This window comes from Rhodobacter maris (genome assembly GCF_900217815.1).
Taxonomy (GTDB): domain Bacteria; phylum Pseudomonadota; class Alphaproteobacteria; order Rhodobacterales; family Rhodobacteraceae; genus Rhodobacter; species Rhodobacter maris.
On the sequence record NZ_OBMT01000021.1, the window covers coordinates 1 to 19,643 of the forward strand.

At 63.1% G+C, this 19,643-nt stretch carries 16 protein-coding genes and 3 pseudogenes; 4 read left to right on the forward strand and 15 right to left on the reverse strand.

The genetic code is table 11. The features are described 5' to 3' along the window. Positions 1-145: 145 nt before the first annotated feature. A complete protein-coding gene (locus CRO22_RS19370; RefSeq protein WP_097071417.1) occupies positions 146-484 on the forward strand; it encodes a M10 family metallopeptidase C-terminal domain-containing protein in 339 nt (112 codons plus the stop codon). Positions 485-686: 202 nt separating this feature from the next. Here the strand turns inward: CRO22_RS19370 and CRO22_RS17360 are convergent. Further along, positions 687-926 (reverse strand): annotated as a pseudogene (locus CRO22_RS17360) (transposase); the annotation flags it as partial. Positions 927-1,010: 84 nt separating this feature from the next. On the opposite strand from CRO22_RS17360, the gene CRO22_RS18710 reads away from it, so the two are divergent. Next, positions 1,011-1,343 carry a hypothetical protein gene (locus CRO22_RS18710; RefSeq protein WP_141399474.1) on the forward strand — a complete coding sequence of 111 codons (333 nt, stop codon included), beginning with the start codon at positions 1,011-1,013 and terminating at the stop codon, positions 1,341-1,343. A 109-nt stretch (positions 1,344-1,452) separates the two neighbouring features. Beyond that, positions 1,453-2,440 (forward strand): annotated as a pseudogene (locus CRO22_RS17365) (IS1182 family transposase); the annotation flags it as partial. An 812-nt stretch (positions 2,441-3,252) separates the two neighbouring features. Here CRO22_RS17365 and CRO22_RS19465 read toward each other — a convergent pair. From CRO22_RS19465 to CRO22_RS17435, 14 genes and pseudogenes are all read right to left on the reverse strand, one after another. Further along, a complete protein-coding gene (locus CRO22_RS19465; RefSeq protein WP_394341506.1) occupies positions 3,253-3,735 on the reverse strand; it encodes an AAA family ATPase in 483 nt (160 codons plus the stop codon). A gap of 109 nt (positions 3,736-3,844) precedes the next feature. Continuing rightward, a pseudogene (locus CRO22_RS19470) lies at positions 3,845-4,069 on the reverse strand (UvrD-helicase domain-containing protein); the annotation flags it as partial. Between the two features lie 253 nt (positions 4,070-4,322). After that, positions 4,323-5,369 (reverse strand): methyl-accepting chemotaxis protein, encoded by a 1,047-nt coding sequence (locus CRO22_RS17380; protein WP_097071419.1) that lies wholly within the window; start codon positions 5,367-5,369, stop codon positions 4,323-4,325. Between the two features lie 35 nt (positions 5,370-5,404). Beyond that, complete coding sequence (locus CRO22_RS17385) at positions 5,405-5,776, reverse strand: response regulator (protein ID WP_097071420.1); 372 nt, start codon at positions 5,774-5,776, stop codon at positions 5,405-5,407. A gap of 10 nt (positions 5,777-5,786) precedes the next feature. Next, entirely contained in the window at positions 5,787-6,035 is a 249-nt protein-coding gene (locus tag CRO22_RS17390; protein ID WP_097071421.1) for a hypothetical protein, read from the reverse strand. Then, entirely contained in the window at positions 6,020-8,278 is a 2,259-nt protein-coding gene (locus tag CRO22_RS17395) for a chemotaxis protein CheA (RefSeq protein ID WP_097071422.1), read from the reverse strand. Before CRO22_RS17395 ends, CRO22_RS17390 begins: the two co-directional genes overlap by 16 nt. After that, on the reverse strand, positions 8,275-8,670 hold the full coding sequence (locus CRO22_RS17400) for a response regulator (RefSeq protein WP_176518688.1): 396 nt from the start codon (positions 8,668-8,670) through the stop codon (positions 8,275-8,277). Before CRO22_RS17400 ends, CRO22_RS17395 begins: the two co-directional genes overlap by 4 nt. After that, positions 8,667-9,509, reverse strand: coding sequence for a CheR family methyltransferase (locus CRO22_RS17405; protein ID WP_097071423.1), 843 nt, complete (start codon positions 9,507-9,509; stop codon positions 8,667-8,669). The genes CRO22_RS17400 and CRO22_RS17405 overlap by 4 nt, the downstream gene beginning before the upstream one ends. Further along, positions 9,506-10,132, reverse strand: coding sequence for a HEAT repeat domain-containing protein (locus CRO22_RS17410; RefSeq protein ID WP_097071424.1), 627 nt, complete (start codon positions 10,130-10,132; stop codon positions 9,506-9,508). Before CRO22_RS17410 ends, CRO22_RS17405 begins: the two co-directional genes overlap by 4 nt. After that, entirely contained in the window at positions 10,123-11,235 is a 1,113-nt protein-coding gene (gene cheB, locus CRO22_RS17415) for a chemotaxis-specific protein-glutamate methyltransferase CheB (RefSeq protein ID WP_097071425.1), read from the reverse strand. Before cheB ends, CRO22_RS17410 begins: the two co-directional genes overlap by 10 nt. 28 nt (positions 11,236-11,263) lie before the next feature. After that, positions 11,264-12,868: a chemotaxis protein CheW gene (locus CRO22_RS17420; RefSeq protein ID WP_097071426.1), complete on the reverse strand. Its 1,605-nt coding sequence runs from the start codon at positions 12,866-12,868 to the stop codon at positions 11,264-11,266. A gap of 65 nt (positions 12,869-12,933) precedes the next feature. After that, positions 12,934-14,874 carry a methyl-accepting chemotaxis protein gene (locus CRO22_RS17425; RefSeq protein WP_097071427.1) on the reverse strand — a complete coding sequence of 647 codons (1,941 nt, stop codon included), beginning with the start codon at positions 14,872-14,874 and terminating at the stop codon, positions 12,934-12,936. Positions 14,875-15,803: 929 nt separating this feature from the next. Then, the gene (locus CRO22_RS18975) at positions 15,804-17,246 is read right to left on the reverse strand and encodes a hypothetical protein (protein ID WP_097071428.1); all 1,443 of its coding nucleotides are present in this window, start codon (positions 17,244-17,246) and stop codon (positions 15,804-15,806) included. A 165-nt stretch (positions 17,247-17,411) separates the two neighbouring features. Beyond that, positions 17,412-19,091, reverse strand: a complete 1,680-nt coding sequence (locus tag CRO22_RS17435) for an Hsp70 family protein (RefSeq protein WP_176518689.1) — start codon at positions 19,089-19,091, stop codon at positions 17,412-17,414. Positions 19,092-19,398: 307 nt separating this feature from the next. Between CRO22_RS17435 and CRO22_RS17440 the strand changes: the two genes are divergently transcribed. Further along, a partial coding sequence (locus CRO22_RS17440; protein ID WP_176518648.1) for an RNA ligase family protein occupies positions 19,399-19,643 on the forward strand: 245 nt, incomplete at its 3' end.

A 19,643-nucleotide genomic window follows, 5' to 3' on the forward strand; every position in this document is an offset into this window, starting at 1 on the left:
TGACGCGGAAGCGTGGCGGCCCGGAGGGACACGCAGCCGCAGAAACTCCCGATCACGGAAGATCCTTCTCGTCGCCTGACTATTTCAGCAACCTGTTAGCGGTGGCGCAGGAGACGACTTCCTCGCTGGCGGCGGCCGCAATGATGTGATCGATGGCGGCGCAGGCAATGATGTGATCAACGGCGGTTCGGGCGACGATACGATGACCGGCGGCGCTGGTGCCGATATCTTCGTGTTCAACGAAATGATCGACGGGGATGAAGATTTGATCCTTGATTTCGAGGATGGGCTGGACCTGATCCGGGTCTCGGGCATCGATAATGCTCCGGGTTCGGGCCTCAACGGCTACGTCGCGGCCCTAAATATTACCGACGCTATGATAGGTGATGAAGCGGGCGTGTCGATGACTTACCACGGGCAGGTGATCTCGCTCGTCGGGATAAGCGCAACTGACTTCACGAAGGATGATTTCTTCTTCGCATAAAATTGGCGAAAAACTAAAACGCGGGATGAACCTGATCGGAGCGAAAAGCCGATCTATTGGCAAGCTCGCCGTGATTGTCGAAACCCCTCAGAAGCGGATCAGTTATTTAGGGAATTTTCGACGACCCAAGGCAACGCACCGGAGTAGCAGCATTGCGACGGAGGGCCTGTTAGGGGGGGGCCATACCGGTCGAACCAGGCTCCAGACCCATCATGATCCGCGCGAAGACGCCAGTGTCACTCCAGCGCTTCCAGCGGTTGTAGAGGGTCTTGGCCGGGCCATATTCCTTGGGCGCATCACACCAACGCAAGTCATTGTAATTGATGAATATTATGCCGCTCAAAACGCGCCGATCGTCGCGGCGGGGCTTGCCATGGCTCTTCGGAAAGAACGGTTTCAGACGCTCCATCTGCGCCTCGGTCAGCCAGTAAATATTGCTCATAGATCAGGTCTCCTTGCGGGGCCTGCAACACGCCAGAAGCCTGAAATCAATGGGTCTGGAGCCTACATTGGGCTCGGCAAGCTAATGGGTGGAATCAAGAGCCACTTCGAGAATTCGCTGTTTGACTTCATGCAGAGTCTATCGGGGACAAATTTTGATTTCTATTTCTCCCTACCAAAGCACGATGACCATCCTGACTACTACAAGCGTGTAGAGTGGCAGATGCTTGAAGCATTCTCGAAGAAATTCGGGGGAAATGGAAATGGCGTTTATCCAATCCTCAATAATAATGCTGGCTCGAAGCGCCAGATAGAAGACAAGACCGACTGGTGGTTCAAGCCTCTCAAGGATTCTGGCACCACACCGAGATGGAAACTTGAACCAACAGCCAGGTCGCAATTTGCAAGGCTTGATTGATGGATTTCCGCATCGTCGATACCTTCACCGACAGCCTCGGTCGCCTGACGGCCGAGGCTGTGTCAAAACTCGGTGGCATGCTATGCTTTCTCGGTAGCGGGAGATCGGCATGGCGGGGTTCATCGAGGGGGTTCAGCGCAGCCAGACGGTGCTTTTCCCTGAGCGCCTGGAAGACTGGATCGGTGAGGATGATCTTGTTCGCGTCGTCGATTTGTTCGTCGATGAGCTCGATCTGTCTGCCCTCGGCTTTGAGCACGCGACCTCTGCGCGCACTGGCCGACCGGGATACCATCCCGCCGTTTTGCTGAAGCTGTTCATCTATGGTTATGTGAACCGGATCCTGTCGAGCCGCCGGCTGGAACGGGAAGCGGGGCGCAATGTCGAGGTGATGTGGCTGACCGACGGCCTCAAGATCGAGCGAGACCATCGCCGAATTCCGCCGCACGAATGGTCGCGCGATCCGCAGGACCTGCGCGCAGTTCGTGGAGCTTTGCCGGCGGATCGGGGTGCTCAAGGGCGATTGCGTGGCCATCGACGGCAGCAAGTTCAAAGCCGTCAACAACCGTGACGGGAGCTTCACGAAGAACAAGATCGCCAACCGCCTCGCCCATCTGGAGGCCGATGTTGAACGTTATATCAACGAGATGGTCCGCATCGACCGGCAGGAAGACGGCGAGGCCCGGGCCGAAAAGGTCGCCCATCTCGCCCGCCGCTATGGGCGCATCCAGCAGGAGATTGCGCGGCTGAAGGCGATGGACAGGGCTCTGGCCGACGCCCCGGATAGGCCGATTTCCCTGACCGACCCCGATGCCCGCGCCATGGCGACCAGCGCCCGACACGGCGGCATGGTTGGCTAAAACGTCCAAACCGCTGTCGATACCGAGCGCCACATCATTGTCACGCACGAGGTCACGAACCAGGGCTTCGACCGCGACCAGCTCAGCCCGATGGCGATCGCAGCCAGGAATGCCCTCCACCGCGAAGACCTGCATGCCATCGCCGACAAGGGCTATTTCAGCGGCCCCGAGATTCTCGCCTGCCATAAGGCGGGCATTACCACGACCGTGCCGCGACCGGCCACCTCGGGCAATACGGCCATGTTCCACCCGAGCATGAAGGCGAAGATGGACGGGCTGGAAGCAGAGCGCACGCAACTTGAAGCACCGCTTGCGGCCACCCCTGCCCCGGATCCCATCGCGCTGCATCCGGGCCTGGCGGATGTCTATCGCCAGAAAGTCTCGACCCTTGCTGCCAGCCTGTCCGATGACGCGACCCGTCCGGAGGCGATCGCTCTTCTACGCGGTCTGATTTCGGAGATCCGCCTTCATCCTGACGCGGGCACGCCTGGCGGTCATGTGATTGAGCTCTATGGGGAGTTGGGTTCGATTTTGTCTTTGGGGGCGGGTACAAAAGCAAAACCCCGCCTTGGCGTTGGCGGGGTGTCGGGTTCTATGGTTGCGGGGGCAGGCAACCGTCGTCAATTGCCTCTGCCCCGGTGCCGGGTCTGACCTGCGGCCTTCAAGCCATGAGGCGGACCAAAAGGAGAACATCGCCCCTTGAATTCTAACCACTTACACGCCAACCCGTTGACCTCGCTTTATTACATCGCCGCTCTCAACCGCACCCGACGGAAGCGACCGTAGCCCAAACCGTGGACGAGGTAGGTCGGCAGGTTGACCTATTGTTGACCCGTCAAACTTGTTCCGTTCGAGAAATCACCCGATCGATCAACTTCGGCAAGTAAGTTGGGCCACCATCCTCCATGAACAAAACGTTCTGATCTTCAGGACCAGACTTCGTAGTTGAACCTGCGAGGTTGAGCAGGTCGTTGATTGTCGTGACCGACAGAATGAATGAGTTAAGACTTGTCGTCATGTCGCCGAGCTGTTTCTCGACCTCTTTGATAGCCTTATACAAACCGAATTTTGGGTCCGTTAGGCTCAGGTTCCAGCGCGGCACGCACACGAACTGGCAATTGGTCAGCAATGACGCAACCGGCGCGCCGACCCTCGTGGATCTCGGTGCTGGGTTCCCGGTCGTAATAATAGCCGAAGACCAGATCGGGGAAGAGCTCACCTTTGCTGTCCAGAAACCTGCCCATAGGCATCGGCTCGCCGTCGACCGTCACTTTGGTTGACCCGTCGCGGTTGCTCGCACGCACGTTGCGGCCCTTGATGATGTAGTCGACCTCGAAGGTGAAGCGCAGCTTGCCGCCGTGCTTGCTGTTGGGGGGATCAAGATGGCGGAAAATCTCGACGATCGCTTCGATCAGGTTCGATTTACCAGCGCCGTTCTGGCCGATGATCACTGTGGTCAGGCAGCCTTCGTCAAAGTCCGCTTCAACGTCCTTCAGGTTGCTGAAGCCGTCGATGTATACCCGATCGATCCGCATCAGAGCGCTTCCAGCTTTTCATCGTCATCGCGGATGTGCTTTTGGGCGATTTCCCAGGCAAGCTGCTTGTAGAAATCGGCAACAGGCAGATCAGCCGCCTTGAACAGATCCTGCGCAGATGCGCAGCGACCCCGGTGAAGGCGTAGATGTTCTGATCTTCGTCTCCCACGGCGAAAAGGCTCAGCCGCTGGTCCGGGTCGTCCAGCGAGCGCCCGGCCACGGCGGCAATCAGCGCATATTCGCCGGGGCCGATGTCCTGATACTCATCCACCAAAATCCAGCGATAGCCCTGAATGAGCGCCTCGCGCTGCGCCTCGGCCTCGGAGCGGCTCAGTCTGCGCCTCTCTACCGTGATCTGCGCGGCCTGTCCGCGTCTCAGTGGTGCTCGACCACACGAAGACGGAGAGGATTGTGCGCCACCTCTGCGTCCAGCTCGCAGATGCGCTCGCCATCGTGGAAGCGCTGGAACTCTAAGAAGTCGGGCGGGTCGGTAGCGGTCGGCCCCATCTGCTTTCGTCAAAGAGCCGCGGCCTCACATGCCGCGTTCCGCCCGGCCCGCAGAACGGCTTTCCTGCCTTGTTGACTACTCAAAACAATTCGAACCGCGGCAGATCTTCCGAGGGCTGGGCCGCGGCCATGCCAGTGACGCCCTGATGAACGTCGTGCTGGATCTTCATCACATAAGAATTGGCGATGCTCTCCATCAATGCGCCGAGCTGAACATCCACGGTCGTATTGTCGGGTGCGGTTTGCGCGATGGCGCGCATCTGGCCAATCACATCGATGATCAATTCAATCTGCTGACGAATGATATCGCCCGTTTGTGCCGAGGCCAAAGCCGAGCGGATTTCGTCTTCCAATTGCTCCCCGGCCTTGCGCGAGGCCGCATTGCGCTGACGCTTCACGTCGATCAAATCAGCGTAACTCGTCGACATGCCCGCCATTTTCTGCGCCACCTCGGAGAGCAATGCCCCTTGGTCCGTCAGTTGATCCGCAAGTTTGGAGCCGGAGGCATCTAGAGCACTGCGCCCGGCTTCGAATCCGTTTGCCTGAACCTCGGAATGCATTTTGTGCACCAGCGGACGGAGCCGCTCGGTGATGGACTGGGTGTCGTTCGCCAGCCCGCGAATGCTCTGAGCGATCACCGAAAAGCCAAGGCCAGCGTCTCCCGCCCGCGCGGATTCGATCGACGCATTGACCGAGAGGATGCCGATTTCCTTGCTGATCCGGCCGATCCGCACCAATTCGCCATTCATCTGCTCGATCGCCCCGGAGATCGACCGCAATGCGTGATGCGAGGCCAGAATATCCGCGCGCACCCGCGCGCCGAAGTCAATTGCCTCATGCAGCGCACGATCGAGCATCTGGCGCTCCTGCTCTTGCCCTGCGGCGAGTTTGTCGATGTCGCCAAGCCGCTCCAGAAAGGCCGCCGTGCCCTGATTGGCGGCCAGAACCCGATCCTCGATCTGGCGCAGATGGTTCAGGAACCCCAGACTGGTGGCATTCGTGTCATTCACCGCATTGCGGGCCAGCCCGTCGAGCAGATCCAAAAGCGCCGGAAGGTGGCTGGCCCAAGGGTTGCTCGCGGGGCTGATCTCATATGGATCGTGCTCTGCTGCCAATACTCTGCCCATCGCGTCTTGATCTCCGTAAATCCCGTAGCTGCTGCTCAAGCCGCAGGCAGAAGTTGCGCCAGCGCCGCTTCAAGCTGTTTCGGGTCAACCGGCTTCACAAGCCAGCCCGTTGCGCCTGCGGCTTTTGCCTCATTGCGCCGTTCGCGTTGCGATTCCGTGGTCAGCACCAGCATCGGCGTAAAACGCAGCGAGCCTTTGCTACGCAGCGCCGCAATCAGTTCGGCGCCGTTCTTGCCCGGCATGTGAAAATCGGTGATCACCAGCTTCGGCGCCAGCCCCCCCGCGACCTTGCTCAGCGCCTCTTCAGCGCTATTGGCCCGGATCGCCCGATGGCCAAAGCGGCGCAGCAGGTCTTCCATGCTCATCAAGACGGTCGGACTGTCATCCACGATCAGAATATCGGCCATCACTCACTCCTCAGACATTCGGTTGAAACACATGGGGCGGGGCCAGAAGCGCGCGCCAGTCCCGCGCGCCCGTCACCCCTTCAAGGCGCGGCTTGGCCAGCACCAGCACCTGCAAGACGGCCAGATGCATCGAGCTACACGGCCCGACATCCACCACGGGGTCATCGGTCTCCCGCAGCCACTCAAGCAGCGTTTCCGCCTCGTGGATCTCGACATGATCGGCCAGCACCGCCCGGCCCGGGCTCAGTTCAAGTGGCATTCGAGGATCTCCGGCAAATCGAGGGCCAAAAGCACCGATCCGTCGCCCAGAAGCGCGGTGCCGGCATAGCCGCTGGTCTGGGCCAAAAGCCCGCTCAGGGGTTTGACGATGGTGTCGACCCCGGGGTGGAAACGATCGACCGCAAGGCCGATCTCGTTGCCATCGACATTGACCACCATCACGTTCACCGTCTCTTCCCCCGCCACCCCGGGCAGGCCGAAGACCCGGCGCAACCGCACCAGCGGAATCATCCGGTCGCGCAGGACGAACATTTCACTGTCGCGGTGGCGGCGGATGCGCGCGGTAGGGATTTTCTGGCTTTCGACCACGGTGTCGATCGGAATGCCGAACAGGTTGCGGTCCACCTCGATCATCATCAGCCGTTGCACCGCCATCGACAGCGGCAGGGTGATGCGCACCGTGGTGCCCGCACCCGGCGTGCTTTCAACCAGCACGGCACCGCCAAGCCGGCGCACCATCGACGCGACGACATCCATCCCGACGCCCCGCCCTGAAAGGTCGGAGATTTCCTCCTTGGTCGAAAGCCCGGGCGCCAGGATCAGTTGCAACGCCGCGTCGTCGCTCATCCGCTCGAGCGTGTCGGCATCCACTACGCCGCGTTCAAGCGCCTTCGCCTTCACTCGCACAAGGTCGATGCCCCGACCATCATCGGCAACTTCAATCACCACGGAATCGTCGCGCTGAAACGCATGCAGACGAAGGGTGCCAACTTCGGGCTTGCCCGCTGCGCGACGGTCTTGCGGCGGCTCGAACCCGTGGTCGATGGCGTTGCGGATCAGATGCACGAGCGGATCGGCCAGTTCCTCGACCACGGTCTTGTCGGCCTCGGTCTCCTCGCCGGTGGTGCGCAGGTCGATCTGCTTGCCAAGCTTGCGCGACAGATCCCGCACCAGCCGGTTGAACCGCCCCAGCACCGAGCCCACCGGCACCATGCGGATCTGCATCACCGCGCTTTGCAGTTCTTCGGTGATGCGGTTGAGCATGTCGTATTGCGTCTTGATTTCGCGCAAAAGCTCGCGCGCGCCCTCGATCTCCTCGGCCTTGCGGGCCAGAAACGGCATCGCGTTCTTGGCGACGATCAATTCGCCGGTCAGGTTCATCAACTGGTCGATGCGCTCGGCATCGACGCGCAGCACGGCCGATTTGCGCGGCGCCGCCTCGAGGCTCGCAGGGGCCTCGGTCACCGGGTCTTCCGATGCGGTGGTCTCGTTCAAGGGCGAAACATCCGCCTCGGCGGCCATTGGCGCGGCTTGAGGGGGCGCAAGGCTTTGCAGCAATTGCGCGGCAAGGGCGTCAAGCGCTTCGGCTTGCAACGGCGCGCCGCCCAGATCATGCCCGGTGGGCGCATCGGGCAAATGGGCCGCAACGCGCGCCAATACTTGTTGCGCCGAAGCAAGGCTCGGGGCGCGGATTTCCTTATGTTCGGGGCAGGCGATCAGGCGTTGCTGCGAAGTGATGAGGGCTTGCGCCACCCCCAGCATCTCGTCACCCATGTTCACAGCGCCATGCTGCGGTGGCGGCGACTGCGGCGCGAGTTCGGCAAGAATTTCAACCTGATCGACCACATAGCGGAAATGCTCTTCCAGCACCGCAAGGGGGGCGCTGCTCAAAAGCTCCATCCCCACCGCGACGAGGAACGGATCATAGCTGTCAACTGCGGGGATGGTCTCGGGCATCAAGAGGCTGACAGAGCGCAGTTCCGGCGTGCTCAGCGCCATGCGCAGCGGATCACCACCACTGAAAAACACCGCCTCATGCGGGCGGTAAAGCACACGATGCCAGCTGGCTTCAACACAGGTGCCAACGCCGTTGGTGGGCTCGACAGGGGCCTCTTGCGCGCCGCCGATCCGTTCGCGCAGCCGCGCGCTGAGGCTGTCACCCTGCGCCTCGGCCCCCGGCCCCAAAGCGCCGCTATCGGCCAGATCATCCAGCCAACCGCTCACGCGGTCGAGCATTTCAAGGATCAGATCGGCCAGCTCGGGGGTGAAGGCCACATCGCCCGCGCGGATCGCATCCATCAAGTCCTCGCCCGCATGGACGGTGCGGGTGAAGGGCAGGAAGTCAAACAGCCCCGAGGCGCCCTTGATCGTATGCACGGCGCGGAACAGCGCATCGAGCCGCGAGGTGTCCCCCGGGTTGCGCTCCAGCTCCAGAAGCGCGCTCGACGCCTGTTCCAGCAGGTCACGCCCTTCGGTGACGAATTGGGTCAGCAAGGCGCTCATGTGCGGACCTCCGGGGTCAGAAGCGCAAGGATCGGGCGCAACTGCTCGGGCCGCGCGGGTTTGATGAGGTAGTGATTGCCGCCCGAGACGAAGGCCTTGTCGGCATCGCTCAACTGCGCCTCGGTCGAAATCATCACGCAGGGCACGGCCGCCAGATCGGCGCTGGCCCGCGCCGCGCGCAGGAAACTGTAGCCATCCATCACCGGCATGTTCACATCGACCAGCAGCAGGTCCACGACCTGCCCGGCGGCGCGTTCAAGCGCCTCCATGCCGTTTTCGGCCTCGATCACATCCCAGCCGCAGTCCTCGACCAGCTTGCGGTGATACATCCGCACCGTGGTCGCATCATCGACGATCATCGCCAGCGGGCGGGTTTTCGGTTCATGGGTCATGTGTGTGGCCTTTGATAGACGATGGCCTCGGGGAAACGGCGCAGGGCAAACAGCGCCGAGGTGCGGCTGATGCTTTCGGAATGGCCCAAAAACAGGAAGCCGCCGGGCACAAGCGCGTCGTAGATCGCTTCAATCGCCAGACGGCGGGACTGGTCATCAAAGTAAATCAGCATGTTGCGGCAAAACACGACGTCATAGTCGCGCAGCTTGCGGGTGTCGGCAGGTTCCGAAATGTTGACGCGGAAGAAATGCACCGCCTCGCGAATGTCGTCGGAAAGCTGGAACTTGCCATCGGACAGCGCGGTGAAATGCGTCGCCAGAACGTTGGCGGGCAGATTTTGCACCGAGCGGCGCGAAAACACCCCGGCGCGCGCGCGACGCAGCACCTCGGTGTCGATATCGGCGCCCGAGATTTCGACATCATGCTGCGCAAGGCCGGGCCAATGCGCGATCAGATGCAGCGCGATCGAATAGGGCTCTTCCCCGGTCGAGGAGGGCAACGACAGGATGCGGATCGGCTTGCCGCTCTGCTCGCGCCGCGCCACGATCTCGGGCAGAACATGCTGGCTCAGCGTGCGAAACTGATGGTCTTCGCGGTTGAAATAGGTCTCGTTCACCGTCATCAGGTTGACGATGTTCTGAAACTCCTTCTGGCTCGCCTCAAAGCGCATGCCGACGAAATATTCGCGAAACGAGCCCGCCCCGGTGGCCGCAATCCGGGTCAGAATCCGCTTGTCGACGAAATAGCGTTTGCTTTCCTCGAATTCGATGCCGGTCTTCTTGTAGAAATAATCGCGAAAGACCCGGAAGTCCTCGGCGCTCAGCGCGGTGACACTCATCCAGAGGCCTCGCGTGCCAGCGTGACGATGCGCTCGATCACCAGATCGGTGGCAAAGGCCAGATAGGGGTCATCGGCAAAGCGCGACCGCACCGCCTGAAGCGCGGGCAGATCGTCGGCGCCGCCAATTTCGGCGAGCCGGTCGACGGCCACGCCGACGACATTGGGATGGGTTTCCTTGGACAGCAGATCGCGCAACCAGACAGGGGCATCGGCATGCGGCAAGAGCCGGATCACATCGACCGCCATGATCCGCAGGTCGGCGTCTTCGGCGTGCAGCAGGCCGACGATCACCTGCGCGGCGGTTTCGGGCAATTGTTGCAGTGCGCTCACCGCCTCGGAGCGGTGGCTGGCCTCCTCGCTGCGGAGCATTTCAGCGAAAAGCTCCACCACCGTGTCATCGGCCACTGAGACAAGCGCCGAGAGCAGCGCTTGCCGCACCGCAGGGTCAGTCTCCAAGCGCAAGGCCGCCTCAAGTGCGCCGCGCGCCGCTGTGGTGCCCAAGAGCGCGCGGGCTGCCGTCCGGCGGGAGCCGGGATCGGGAGCGCGCAGATCGTCGAGCGGGCTTTTGGGCGCGCGTGAGGCGCGCGGGGCGCGGTTCGATTTCGGGGCAATCAGCGGCATTGGCTTGTCCTTTGCGGGGCTGGGACGACGAGCCAGTGCCGCAATTGTTCGGCGACCCGATCGCAGGGCAGCACCACCGAGGCCCCGTCATAGGCTATCAGTTGCTGCGGCATGCCCCAGACCACGGCGGTTTCCTCGGATTCCGCGATGGTGCGCCCGCCATTTTGGTGGATCCGCGCCATCTCGGCGGCACCATCATCCCCCATGCCGGTCAGCATCACCCCCACCAGCCGCTCCGGCGCGAGGGTTTCCAACGCCGAGGCAACCATGCGCGACACGCTCGGATGCCATGTCAGGCCGCCGTCAAGCGGCATCGGCTCGGCGCACAGCCGCCGCATCTTGCGCGTGACGATCACATCCTTCGCGCCTTGCGCGATATAGGCCGTGCCCGGTTGCAGCGGCTGCGCGCGGTCAAGCTCGCGGATCTTGATCCGGCAGATCCCCGCGAGCCGCTCGGCATAGATGCGGGTGAAGCGCGGCGGCATATGCTGCGCGATCAGGATCGGCGCAGGAAAATCGGCAGGCAGCGCCGCCAGAATGTCGCCAAGGGTCTTCGGCCCGCCGGTGGAGCTGCCGATCACCACCAGTTCGACCGGCTCGCTGCCTGCCCGGTTGCGACCGATCTGCACCACCCGCGCTGCGGGCGCGGCGGGGGGCGCTTTCGGGGCGAGGCGCGCCGGGGCGGGCCGCGCGGCATTGCGCGCTTTGGCCCGCTTGCCGGCAAAGGCCGCGCGCACCTTGGCGCGCAGCTCGTCATAGACCAGATCGAGGCTGAGCGAGACCGTGCCATCGGGCTTGGCGACGTAATCCACCGCCCCCAGTTCGAGCGCCTCGAACGTGGCCAAAGCGCCGCGTTCTGTCAGCGACGACACCATCACCACCGGGCAGGGGCGCTCTTCCATGATCCGCGCAAGACAGCTCAGCCCATCCATCTTCGGCATGTTGATGTCGAGCGTGATCACATCGGGCGCGAAACTGTGCAGCTTCGCCAGCGCATCCTCGCCGTCGCGGGCGGCGAGAAGCTCGATATCGGGTTCGCCCGCAAAGCATTCCTGCAACATGCGGCGCATCAATGCGGAATCATCGACAACCAGAAGTCGCATCTCCGATAGCCTTCCAAGTCCTTTTCGTTCACGCGCCGGGGGTGGGTTCGGAGGCAAGCCGCCCGGCCGCTTGCGTCGCGGCCCGTGCTTCGCCTTCCTCGACCAGCGCGCCCGCTTCCAGCAGCAGCACCATGCGCTTGCCGCCGTCGAAATTCGCCACCCGGCCCACCAGCCGGTCGGCCTCGGGCGACAGGCGCGGCGGCACTTCCAGCGCGGCTTCCGGCACCCGCAGCACCTCGGAGACGCTGTCCACGATATAGCCGGTGCGGACATCATCGACGCTGAGCACCAAAATCCGCTGCCGGTCATTGCGCGCGATCGAGCCAAGGCCGAAGCGGCGGCGCATCTCCACCACCGGCAGCACCGAGCCGCGCAGGTTGATTACCCCCTCGACGCTGGCGGGCGCCTTGGGCACTTTCACCAGTTGCTCGGGCACACGAATGATTTCCTGCACCTGATGAATGTCGATGCCGAATTCCTCGTCGCCCAGCCGGTAGACCACCATCTGAATCTCGTCACTGTCGCGCCCGGTCATCGTGTCCTCGTCCTCTTCTTGCTGCGCGGCGGCGCTGTCGAGCACCTCGGAAAGGCTGTCGTGCAGGCCCTGACGGTCAAAAAGCGCGCCCGCCGAAAGCACCGAAACCAGCCGGCGCCCGTCCTCGAGGCGGCAGATCGTCTGAATTTCATCGGCATGCTGGCGGCGCAGCCCGGCGGGCACCTTTTCTTGCGCGGCGGCCGGCACGCGCAGCACCTCGCGCACATGGTCCACCACCACGCCCACCCGCATCTCGGCCCCGACGCTTTCGCCCAGCCGCACCACCACGACGCGGTGGCTGTCGGAATGGGGCAGCGGCGGCAGGCCAAAAATCCCACGCAGGCTCAGAAGTGGGAGCAAGCGGTTGCGCAGATTGATCAACCCAACGATCTCAGCTGCGGCCCCCGGCACTTTGGTGACCCGGCTCGGCACCCGCACGATCTCGTCCACCTCGGCGATCGGGAAGGCGTATTCCTCTTCCTCCACGCTCAGCGAGACGAGTTGGATCACGTCTTCCTCTTCCTCCGCCTCGGCGCTGTCGCTGCGCAAAGCCGCCGCCATGGCACTGGCTTTGTGCGCGCGCGCTTGCCCGTTTTGTGGGAAGTGCTGCCCGATGAGCGCCACCGGATCAATCAACTGGATCAGATCGCGGTCGGCGAAGTTTTTTACCACGCCGGTCAGCATATCGGTGCGCAAGGTGCGCTCGACCGTGGCCGCAGGTTCGATCCGCTCTGCGGGAACGGACAGAACCTGCGCCACCTGATCGACCAAAACGCCGTAGGTATCGCCTGCATGAATCACCATCACGCGGGAGGCATCGGTCACCGGCACAGCCGCCAGCCCCATCACGGCGCGCAAATCAACGATTGGCAGCACCGTGCCGCGCAGGTTGGTGAGCCCGATCAGCGCCGAGGGCGTGAGCGGCACTTTCACCGTGGCGGGCACGCGGATGATTTCTTGCACCAACTCAATCGGGAAGGCGAAGGTCTCGCCATCGAGCGCAAAGCTCACGCATTGAAAAATGGTCGTGTCAGAGGCGACACGCGTGGTGTCATCGTCGGCAAGATCGGCGGCGATGTCGTGCTCTATCAGGGTCATGGCACTGGCTTTCGTGCTGGGGAGGCCGGAGCCGGCGCGGGCAAACCCCACGCCGGTTCTGCGGATCAGGCGCTTTGCAGCTCGTCGGCGATCGAGGCGATATTCTCGATGGCCACGGAAAGCTCCTTGCCGCCCTGGCTTTGCTGATTGGCCGCGCTCGACGCCTGACCGGCGGCGTTTTGCGCCTGTTCGGCGGCGGCGGCGATCTGCTCCATGCCTTGTTTCGCATTCACCACCGCGGCGGCAATTTCCTGCGCGCCGGTCTGGATCGTGCGGTTGCCCTCCAGCACCTTGCCCATATCGGCACTGATCCGGCCCAGCTGATCGGTGGTGGCCTTGGCGCGCTCCACCTCGTTGCGCGAGGCTTCGGCGGTTTGCAGCAGGTCGGCGCGCACCACCACGATCTGATCCTGAATGCCTTTGACCATGTCCTTGATCTGCTCGGCGTTTTGCGCCGCATCATCGGCAAGGTTCTGAATATCGGTCGAAACCACCGCGAAGCCCTTGCCGTATTCGCCCGCGCGCGCGGCTTCCACCGCACCGTTCACGGCAAGCATGCTGGTCTGGATCGCCACATTGGCGATGGCATCGACGATCTTGTCGATCTGACGGCTGATCTGCTCGAGCCCCTGAATTTCCGAGGCCGATTTGCGCCCGGTCTCCATCGCCGTGGTGATGCCGCCGATGATCTCGTCGATGCTGGAGCGGTTTTGCACCAGAAGCGTGCTGATCGCCTCGCCCTTGCGCAGCGCCTCGCCCGCATTTTCCTCGGCGGTGCGGGCGTTCGCTTCGATCTGGCCGATACCCGCCACGCCTTGTTCAACCGCCGTGGCTTGCGCCGTGGCCGTGGTGGAGATCTGATCAATCGCCCCCACGATTTCGGAACTTGCGCGGTTCAACTCTTCGATCGTCGCGGCAAGCTCTTCCGCCGCCGCCGCCACTTCCTCGGCCGATTTCGCAATGTCGGTGGAGTTCTTCAGCTCGTCCGACAGATCATCAAGATCGGTCGAGGCGCGTTCGGCTTCCGCCAGCGCCTTGGCCTGCATTTCCACGGCCTTGCGCGCCTGTTCGGCAGCGGCGGCCTGTTCCTCGGCCGCCGTGGCGACCTCTTCCGCCCCGGTCAGGGCGAGCGTCGCGGCTTTCCCCATCTCTTCGGCATTCGCCGCAATCGCCCGCGCCCCGCCCATGATCGTTTCCATGTCGGATTTGATCTCGGCCAATTGCTCGGTAATGGTTTTGCCCTTCTCGACCTCGCTCGCCGCCGTCGCGGCCGAGGCGCGCACGCTTTCGGAAATATCGCGCGCGCCGGTCTGGATTTGCTTGATCAGCGTTTCGATGTTGGTCGCGTTCTTTTCCGAGGCTTCGGCGAGTTTGCGCACGGTATCGGCCACGACGGCAAAACCCTTGCCATGCTTGCCCGCGCGCGCCGCTTCAATCGCCGCGTTCAGCGCCAGAAGGTTGGTCTGATCCGCGATCCGGATCACCTGATTGACCGCCTCGATGATGCCCTGCGCCTGCGATTCCAGCTCTTGCATCATCTCCACCGAGGCCTCTTGCCGCGACGAGGCCTTGCTGACGTTCTCGATCAGGGTGGCCACGTTGCCATTGGTGGAATCGAGCAGCCGTTGCAGCGTGGAAGAAATCTCGCGCGAGGCGATCGCCGCTTCGGATTGCAGCTTCACGCGCTGGTTGATCTGCACCATCGCCGCGGCGCTTTCTTCGCTGGCCGAGGCGGCTTCTTCCGCCCCGCCCGAGATTTGCTGCATCGCTTTCGAAAGCTCTTCAGTCGCGGCCCCCGCTTCGGCAACACCGCTGCTCAGATCGGTGGCTGCCGCGGCGATCCGCTCTGCCGCGTGTTGCTGACGCGCAAGGGTGCGAGCGCGCTGGCGCTTTTGATCTGTCGCCGAGGCGCTCGGGCGGCGCACGGCGGTTTTGCCGAAGTCGGCATCAAGATCTTCTTCGTTACGCTCAGGTTTTTGCGCAGTGGAACGTTTGACGAGCGCCATATGGTAATCTCCGGGCTAGCAGTCACGAAAGGGAACCGCGCACAAGACGACAAAGGGGCATCGGAGAGCGGCGTTTGGTCGCAAATTGATCAGGATAAGTGAAAAAAACGTCAAAAAAAGCCACTGCGACGAACGGTTTTATCGAGTTTGGAGTGCATAGCTAAATTTCGCTGGATGGATGGTTTCCGCCTTTGCTGTGCGCCCGATCATTTGGTTTTCAGTTATCGCATTCATCGGGCGGGCATGAGCAGTGTCATGCAATGTGAGTCGATAACATCTGGCTGAGGCGCAGAGTTGTGATCAGGTGCGGTAACCATGGATGTAGTCGGATGTTACACAATCCATGACGCGGCTGGAGCGACACCGCTTAATATTTGCGTCATGGGTGCTGATCGCGCAACGCCTGTTCTAGCGGGCGGTCAGATCAAGGCCGATGGCCCCCGAGGCGGCTCTGCCCCCACCCGTCTATTGCAGCACAGGGGGCATCGCTCCCGAAATCCTTCGCGCGCGCAACCGCAAACCGGTGATCGTGCCGCACGTGATGCCCGCCCTGGAACCAGAGTGTTGCGGCTCGATCTGGCGCAGAAGCCTGCGGGATGCGCTGACCTGAGGGCGGTCCCTTCAATCCTCCGGCGGAAGCAGGTCCGGATTCCAGACGATTTGCCACAGATGTCCTTCGGGGTCACGGAAATAGCCCGCATAGCTGCCGTAAAACGTTTCCTGCGCGGGCTTGATCACTTCGGCCGCGGCCCGCGCGGCGGCCTCTAAGCACGCATCAGGGCCGAGCACTTCGATACGATCACACCGGCATCGAGAAAGGTCGGCCGGGTTGCCGCATGGCTGCGTTGAGCCCTCTGCGATGCGGCGAAACGACGGATGGATCGGTGCTACACTTTTGGGTCGGCGGAGCCGAGGGCGTGGGGAGAGACCTATTGCGCGGGTGCGTCGCAGCGCCAATCAAAGCCCCGGTCAATCAGTTGCGTGGCCGGCCAGTCGCAGGTCGGCACGGCATCCGCGATCACCCGCAATGGGCGGCGGTTCCGGTCGAGCCCGCTGAGTGCCAGCGCGTGACGTGAAGGTACGATCGGCACGCCGTCCACGCGCGGCAGGCGCACCTGCGCATAGGCCTGAAGCTGTAAGTCAGAGAGCCGCGCAAAAGCGTCGAAGCTCAGCCCCAACGCGCCTTCGATCAGATGCGCATCGCCCTGCGCCGCTTGCGTCACTTCGCGCAGGAAGGGCTCGGGGTAGACCGGGACGAAAGAGGCGGAACCCGCCTCGGGGCGCAGCAGCGCATAGCCCTCCTCACCGCGCCATAGCATCGGAAAGTCGGGGTCGAAACTGCGCTGCGTCCAAAGCCAAAATTCCCCGTCGATGTCACGGTGCAACTGGAAGAATCCGGTGTCGAGATAGCCAAGATTCGCCTTGATCGTGTAGCGCGCGGCGAGAACCGTGCCGAAGAGATAGCGCAGTGTGTCGGCCTCGGTGTCGGTACCGAAGGCCTCGGGGGTGAACGCGCCATTGGCATAAGCCTCGAGCGCAAGGCGCAGTTTGTGCAGCAGGGGCGCAAGATCTTCCGCCCCCGCAAGCCCTTGTTCGCGCATCAGATCGCGCAAGAAGGCCCGCGTGCCCTCGGAGGGTTCGGGGGCGCCTGGCAGCGGGGTTAGGAAATTCTGGTCCTGTGTTTTCTCGTTCACCATTCGTGAGAGTTCAGCGGCGATTTTTCCGTCGATCAGCGGGCGCGGCTTGTGCGTGAACTCGCCAAACATCCGCAGACCCGCCACGACTGCGATGCACAAGATCCAGATGCCAAGGCTGCTCCAGACGCGCGGCCGACGCAACTGCTTGCGGAAGCTGCGGTCGGGGCTCAGGTCGGCCGCGGCATCGACGAGGCGGGGGTAGTCGGGAAAGGCGCGCCCCATCCGCACCGCATCGGAAAACCAGCCGAATTGCCGGTTCAGATGCACCATCTGCTCGGAGAGCGTGGCGGGGTTGCCGTGAAACAGCGCGTCGCCCGCGTGAAACATGCGCCCAAGATCGGCAAAGCGGAACTGCGCGCTGCCCCCGGGGCTAGTTTCGATACGGGCAAGGATGAAGTGGTAAAGCGCGGCCTCAATCTCGCGCGCGACCTCGGGGTCGGCAAGCGCAGAGTCGCGCAGCACCGCCGCAATCGCCGCGATCTCGCAGCGCTCCTGCTCGCCCCGCCAAAGCACACCCTGAAGCCGCGTAAGCGCCTCGGACGCCTGCTGCTGCGATTCGGCGCGCGCTTCGGCTTGCGGGTCGGGCTCGGGGGGAGGAAAGTCGAGCCTCTCGGACGGGGCCTCGGCCGCGGGCTCAGCTTCGCCCCCCCCCCCGCCCTCCCTTTCTCGCGCCACTCAAGCGCCGCCAGCGCACCCTCGTAATCGGCGCGCAGGGCCTCGAAACCGGCGCGATCCGTGTCGGGGTCGATCTCCTTGAGGCGTCGCGCATAGGCGCGGCGTAGATCAGCCTTGCTGGCATCGGCATCGGTGATCCCGAGACGGCGGAAACTGGGCGGCACCCTAGCGGACATAGCGCGCCTCGAAGGCATCGAGATCGGCACTTATCGCGGTGCGGGCCTGCGCGATGTCGCTCAGGTTCTGCCCCTCGAGCAGGTCTTGAAACGCCGCCAGCATCGCCTGCAACCAGTCGCGATCGCCCCCGCGCGCCATCGCATACCACCGCTCGATCCGCGCCATCAGCGCGATATTGGCCTCCTCGTCGCGCGGATGCACCTTGAGCGCGGCCAGCGCTTTGCGCCGCGCCTCGCGCTCAGCGGCACTCATCTCGCCCGCCAGCGCCTCTATCACTAGCGAGGTCTGAAGCCCGCTCGATAGCACCCTTGCATCGACCTCGATCAGCCCCGAGGTATCGTAAGACAGCCGCACCGAAATCTGTTCGTTTACGCTCGCCCCGGGCGGCAGCCGCACCTCCAGATGGCCGAGCGCGATATTGTCTTTCACCAGCGGCGCCTCGCCCTGATAAAGCGCCAGCTTGACCATCTTTTGCCGCTCATTCGCGGGGGAAAACCGATGCTCGCGCGAGACCGGAATCACCGTGTTGCGCTCGATCACCGGCTGGAAATAGCCGCTGATCTGGGTGTTGCCCTGTCGCCGCGCCACCTCGAAACCCAGCGAAAAGGCTGAGACATCGGTCATCATCACATCGTCAAAGGCAGCGTCGCGCGCGATCAGCGCGGCTTGCGTGGCAGCGCCCAGAGCCACCACCAGATCGGGGTCGAGCCCCGCCTCGGGCAGCTTGCCCAGAAGCCGCGCCACCAGCGCGCGCACCACCGGCATCCGGGTCGCGCCGCCCACAAGAACCACCCGGTCGATCTGCTCCCGCCCGAGTTTGGCGTCGTAAAGCGCGCGCTCGACCGGCAGGCGCAGGCGTTGAACGAGTGGGCTGACCACCTCGGCAAAACCCTCGCGGGTAATCGCCAGCTCGACCTCCCCCTTGCGCGGATGAAAGCTGCACCGCGCCGCATGGGCGGTGGAAAGCTGATGCTTGAGCGCCTCGCAAGCGCCCCAAAGCTGCGCGCGCTCCTCGGACGAAAGCGCCCTGAGGCCCAGCGTGTCGATGAAATGCGCGACCAGTGCCTCGGTGAAATCCTCACCGCCGAGATAGGCATCGCCGCTCGTCGCCTTGACCTCGATCACCCGCTCGAAAATCTCGACGATCGAGACGTCAAAGGTGCCGCCGCCCAGATCGAAGACCAGAATATGCCCCTCACCGTCGATATCTTGCAGCCCATAGGCGAGCGCGGCGGCGGTGGGTTCGTTGACCAGCCGGATCGGGTTCAGATCGGCGCTCAGCGCCGCCTGCCGCACCGCCCTGCGCTGGATCTGGTTGAAATAGGCGGGCACCGAAATCACCACGTCGCGCACCGGCACGCCCAGCTCCGCCTCGGCGCGCTCGCGCAAAGCGCGCAGCACCAGCGCCGAAAGGTCGGGCGCGCTGAGGCTAGTCTTGCCGAGCCGGAAGCTTTTTTGCGTGCCCATCGCGCGTTTGAACGCGGCCACCGTCGCCTCGGGATGCGCAACAAGGCGTTCCTTCGCCACCGGCCCCACCACCAGTGCGCAGTCGAGCACCGAGACCACCGAGGGAAAGAGCGGTGCCTCGCCACCGATCAGCCGCGCCTGCCCGTTCTCGAACACGCTGATCAGCGAATTCGTGGTGCCCAGATCAATCCCGAAATGCATCTTGTGCTCAAACCCTTGCATGGCGCGCGCGCCCTCGTCCGCAAGCTGTCGGACAGAACAACGAGGTGGTCTAGCCTTTCGCGGCCCCGACGCAGCCGCGCTAACGCCCCGCACCCTGAAGCAGATTTCCCGTCTTAGTCTCGAGCCTGTAACCGCACCATGCATCACTTGCGGGATCATAGGGCTTGCCAAGAAATTCTATACCGACTTCGGAAACAGCACGGATACCGCCCCAACACCCTGTATGGGCGACGTCCTATTGCCGTCGCCCCTTTCCCCCCACAGGGTGACCGGATACTCTCGCCGCATGACGAAGAAATATGGCCGCACCTTTCATTTGCCGATCTCGCCCGGCGCCAGCAGCGACGACAAGATCATGACCTCGCTCGAGGGGCTGATCTGCGACGATCTGGTGATCACCGAAAAGATGGACGGCGAGAACACGACGCTGCACCGTGGCGGGTGCCATGCCCGCAGCCCCGACAGCCGCAACCACCCCTCGCGCGACTGGCTCAAGGCCTTTGCCGCGGGTATCGCGCCGCTACTGGCCGA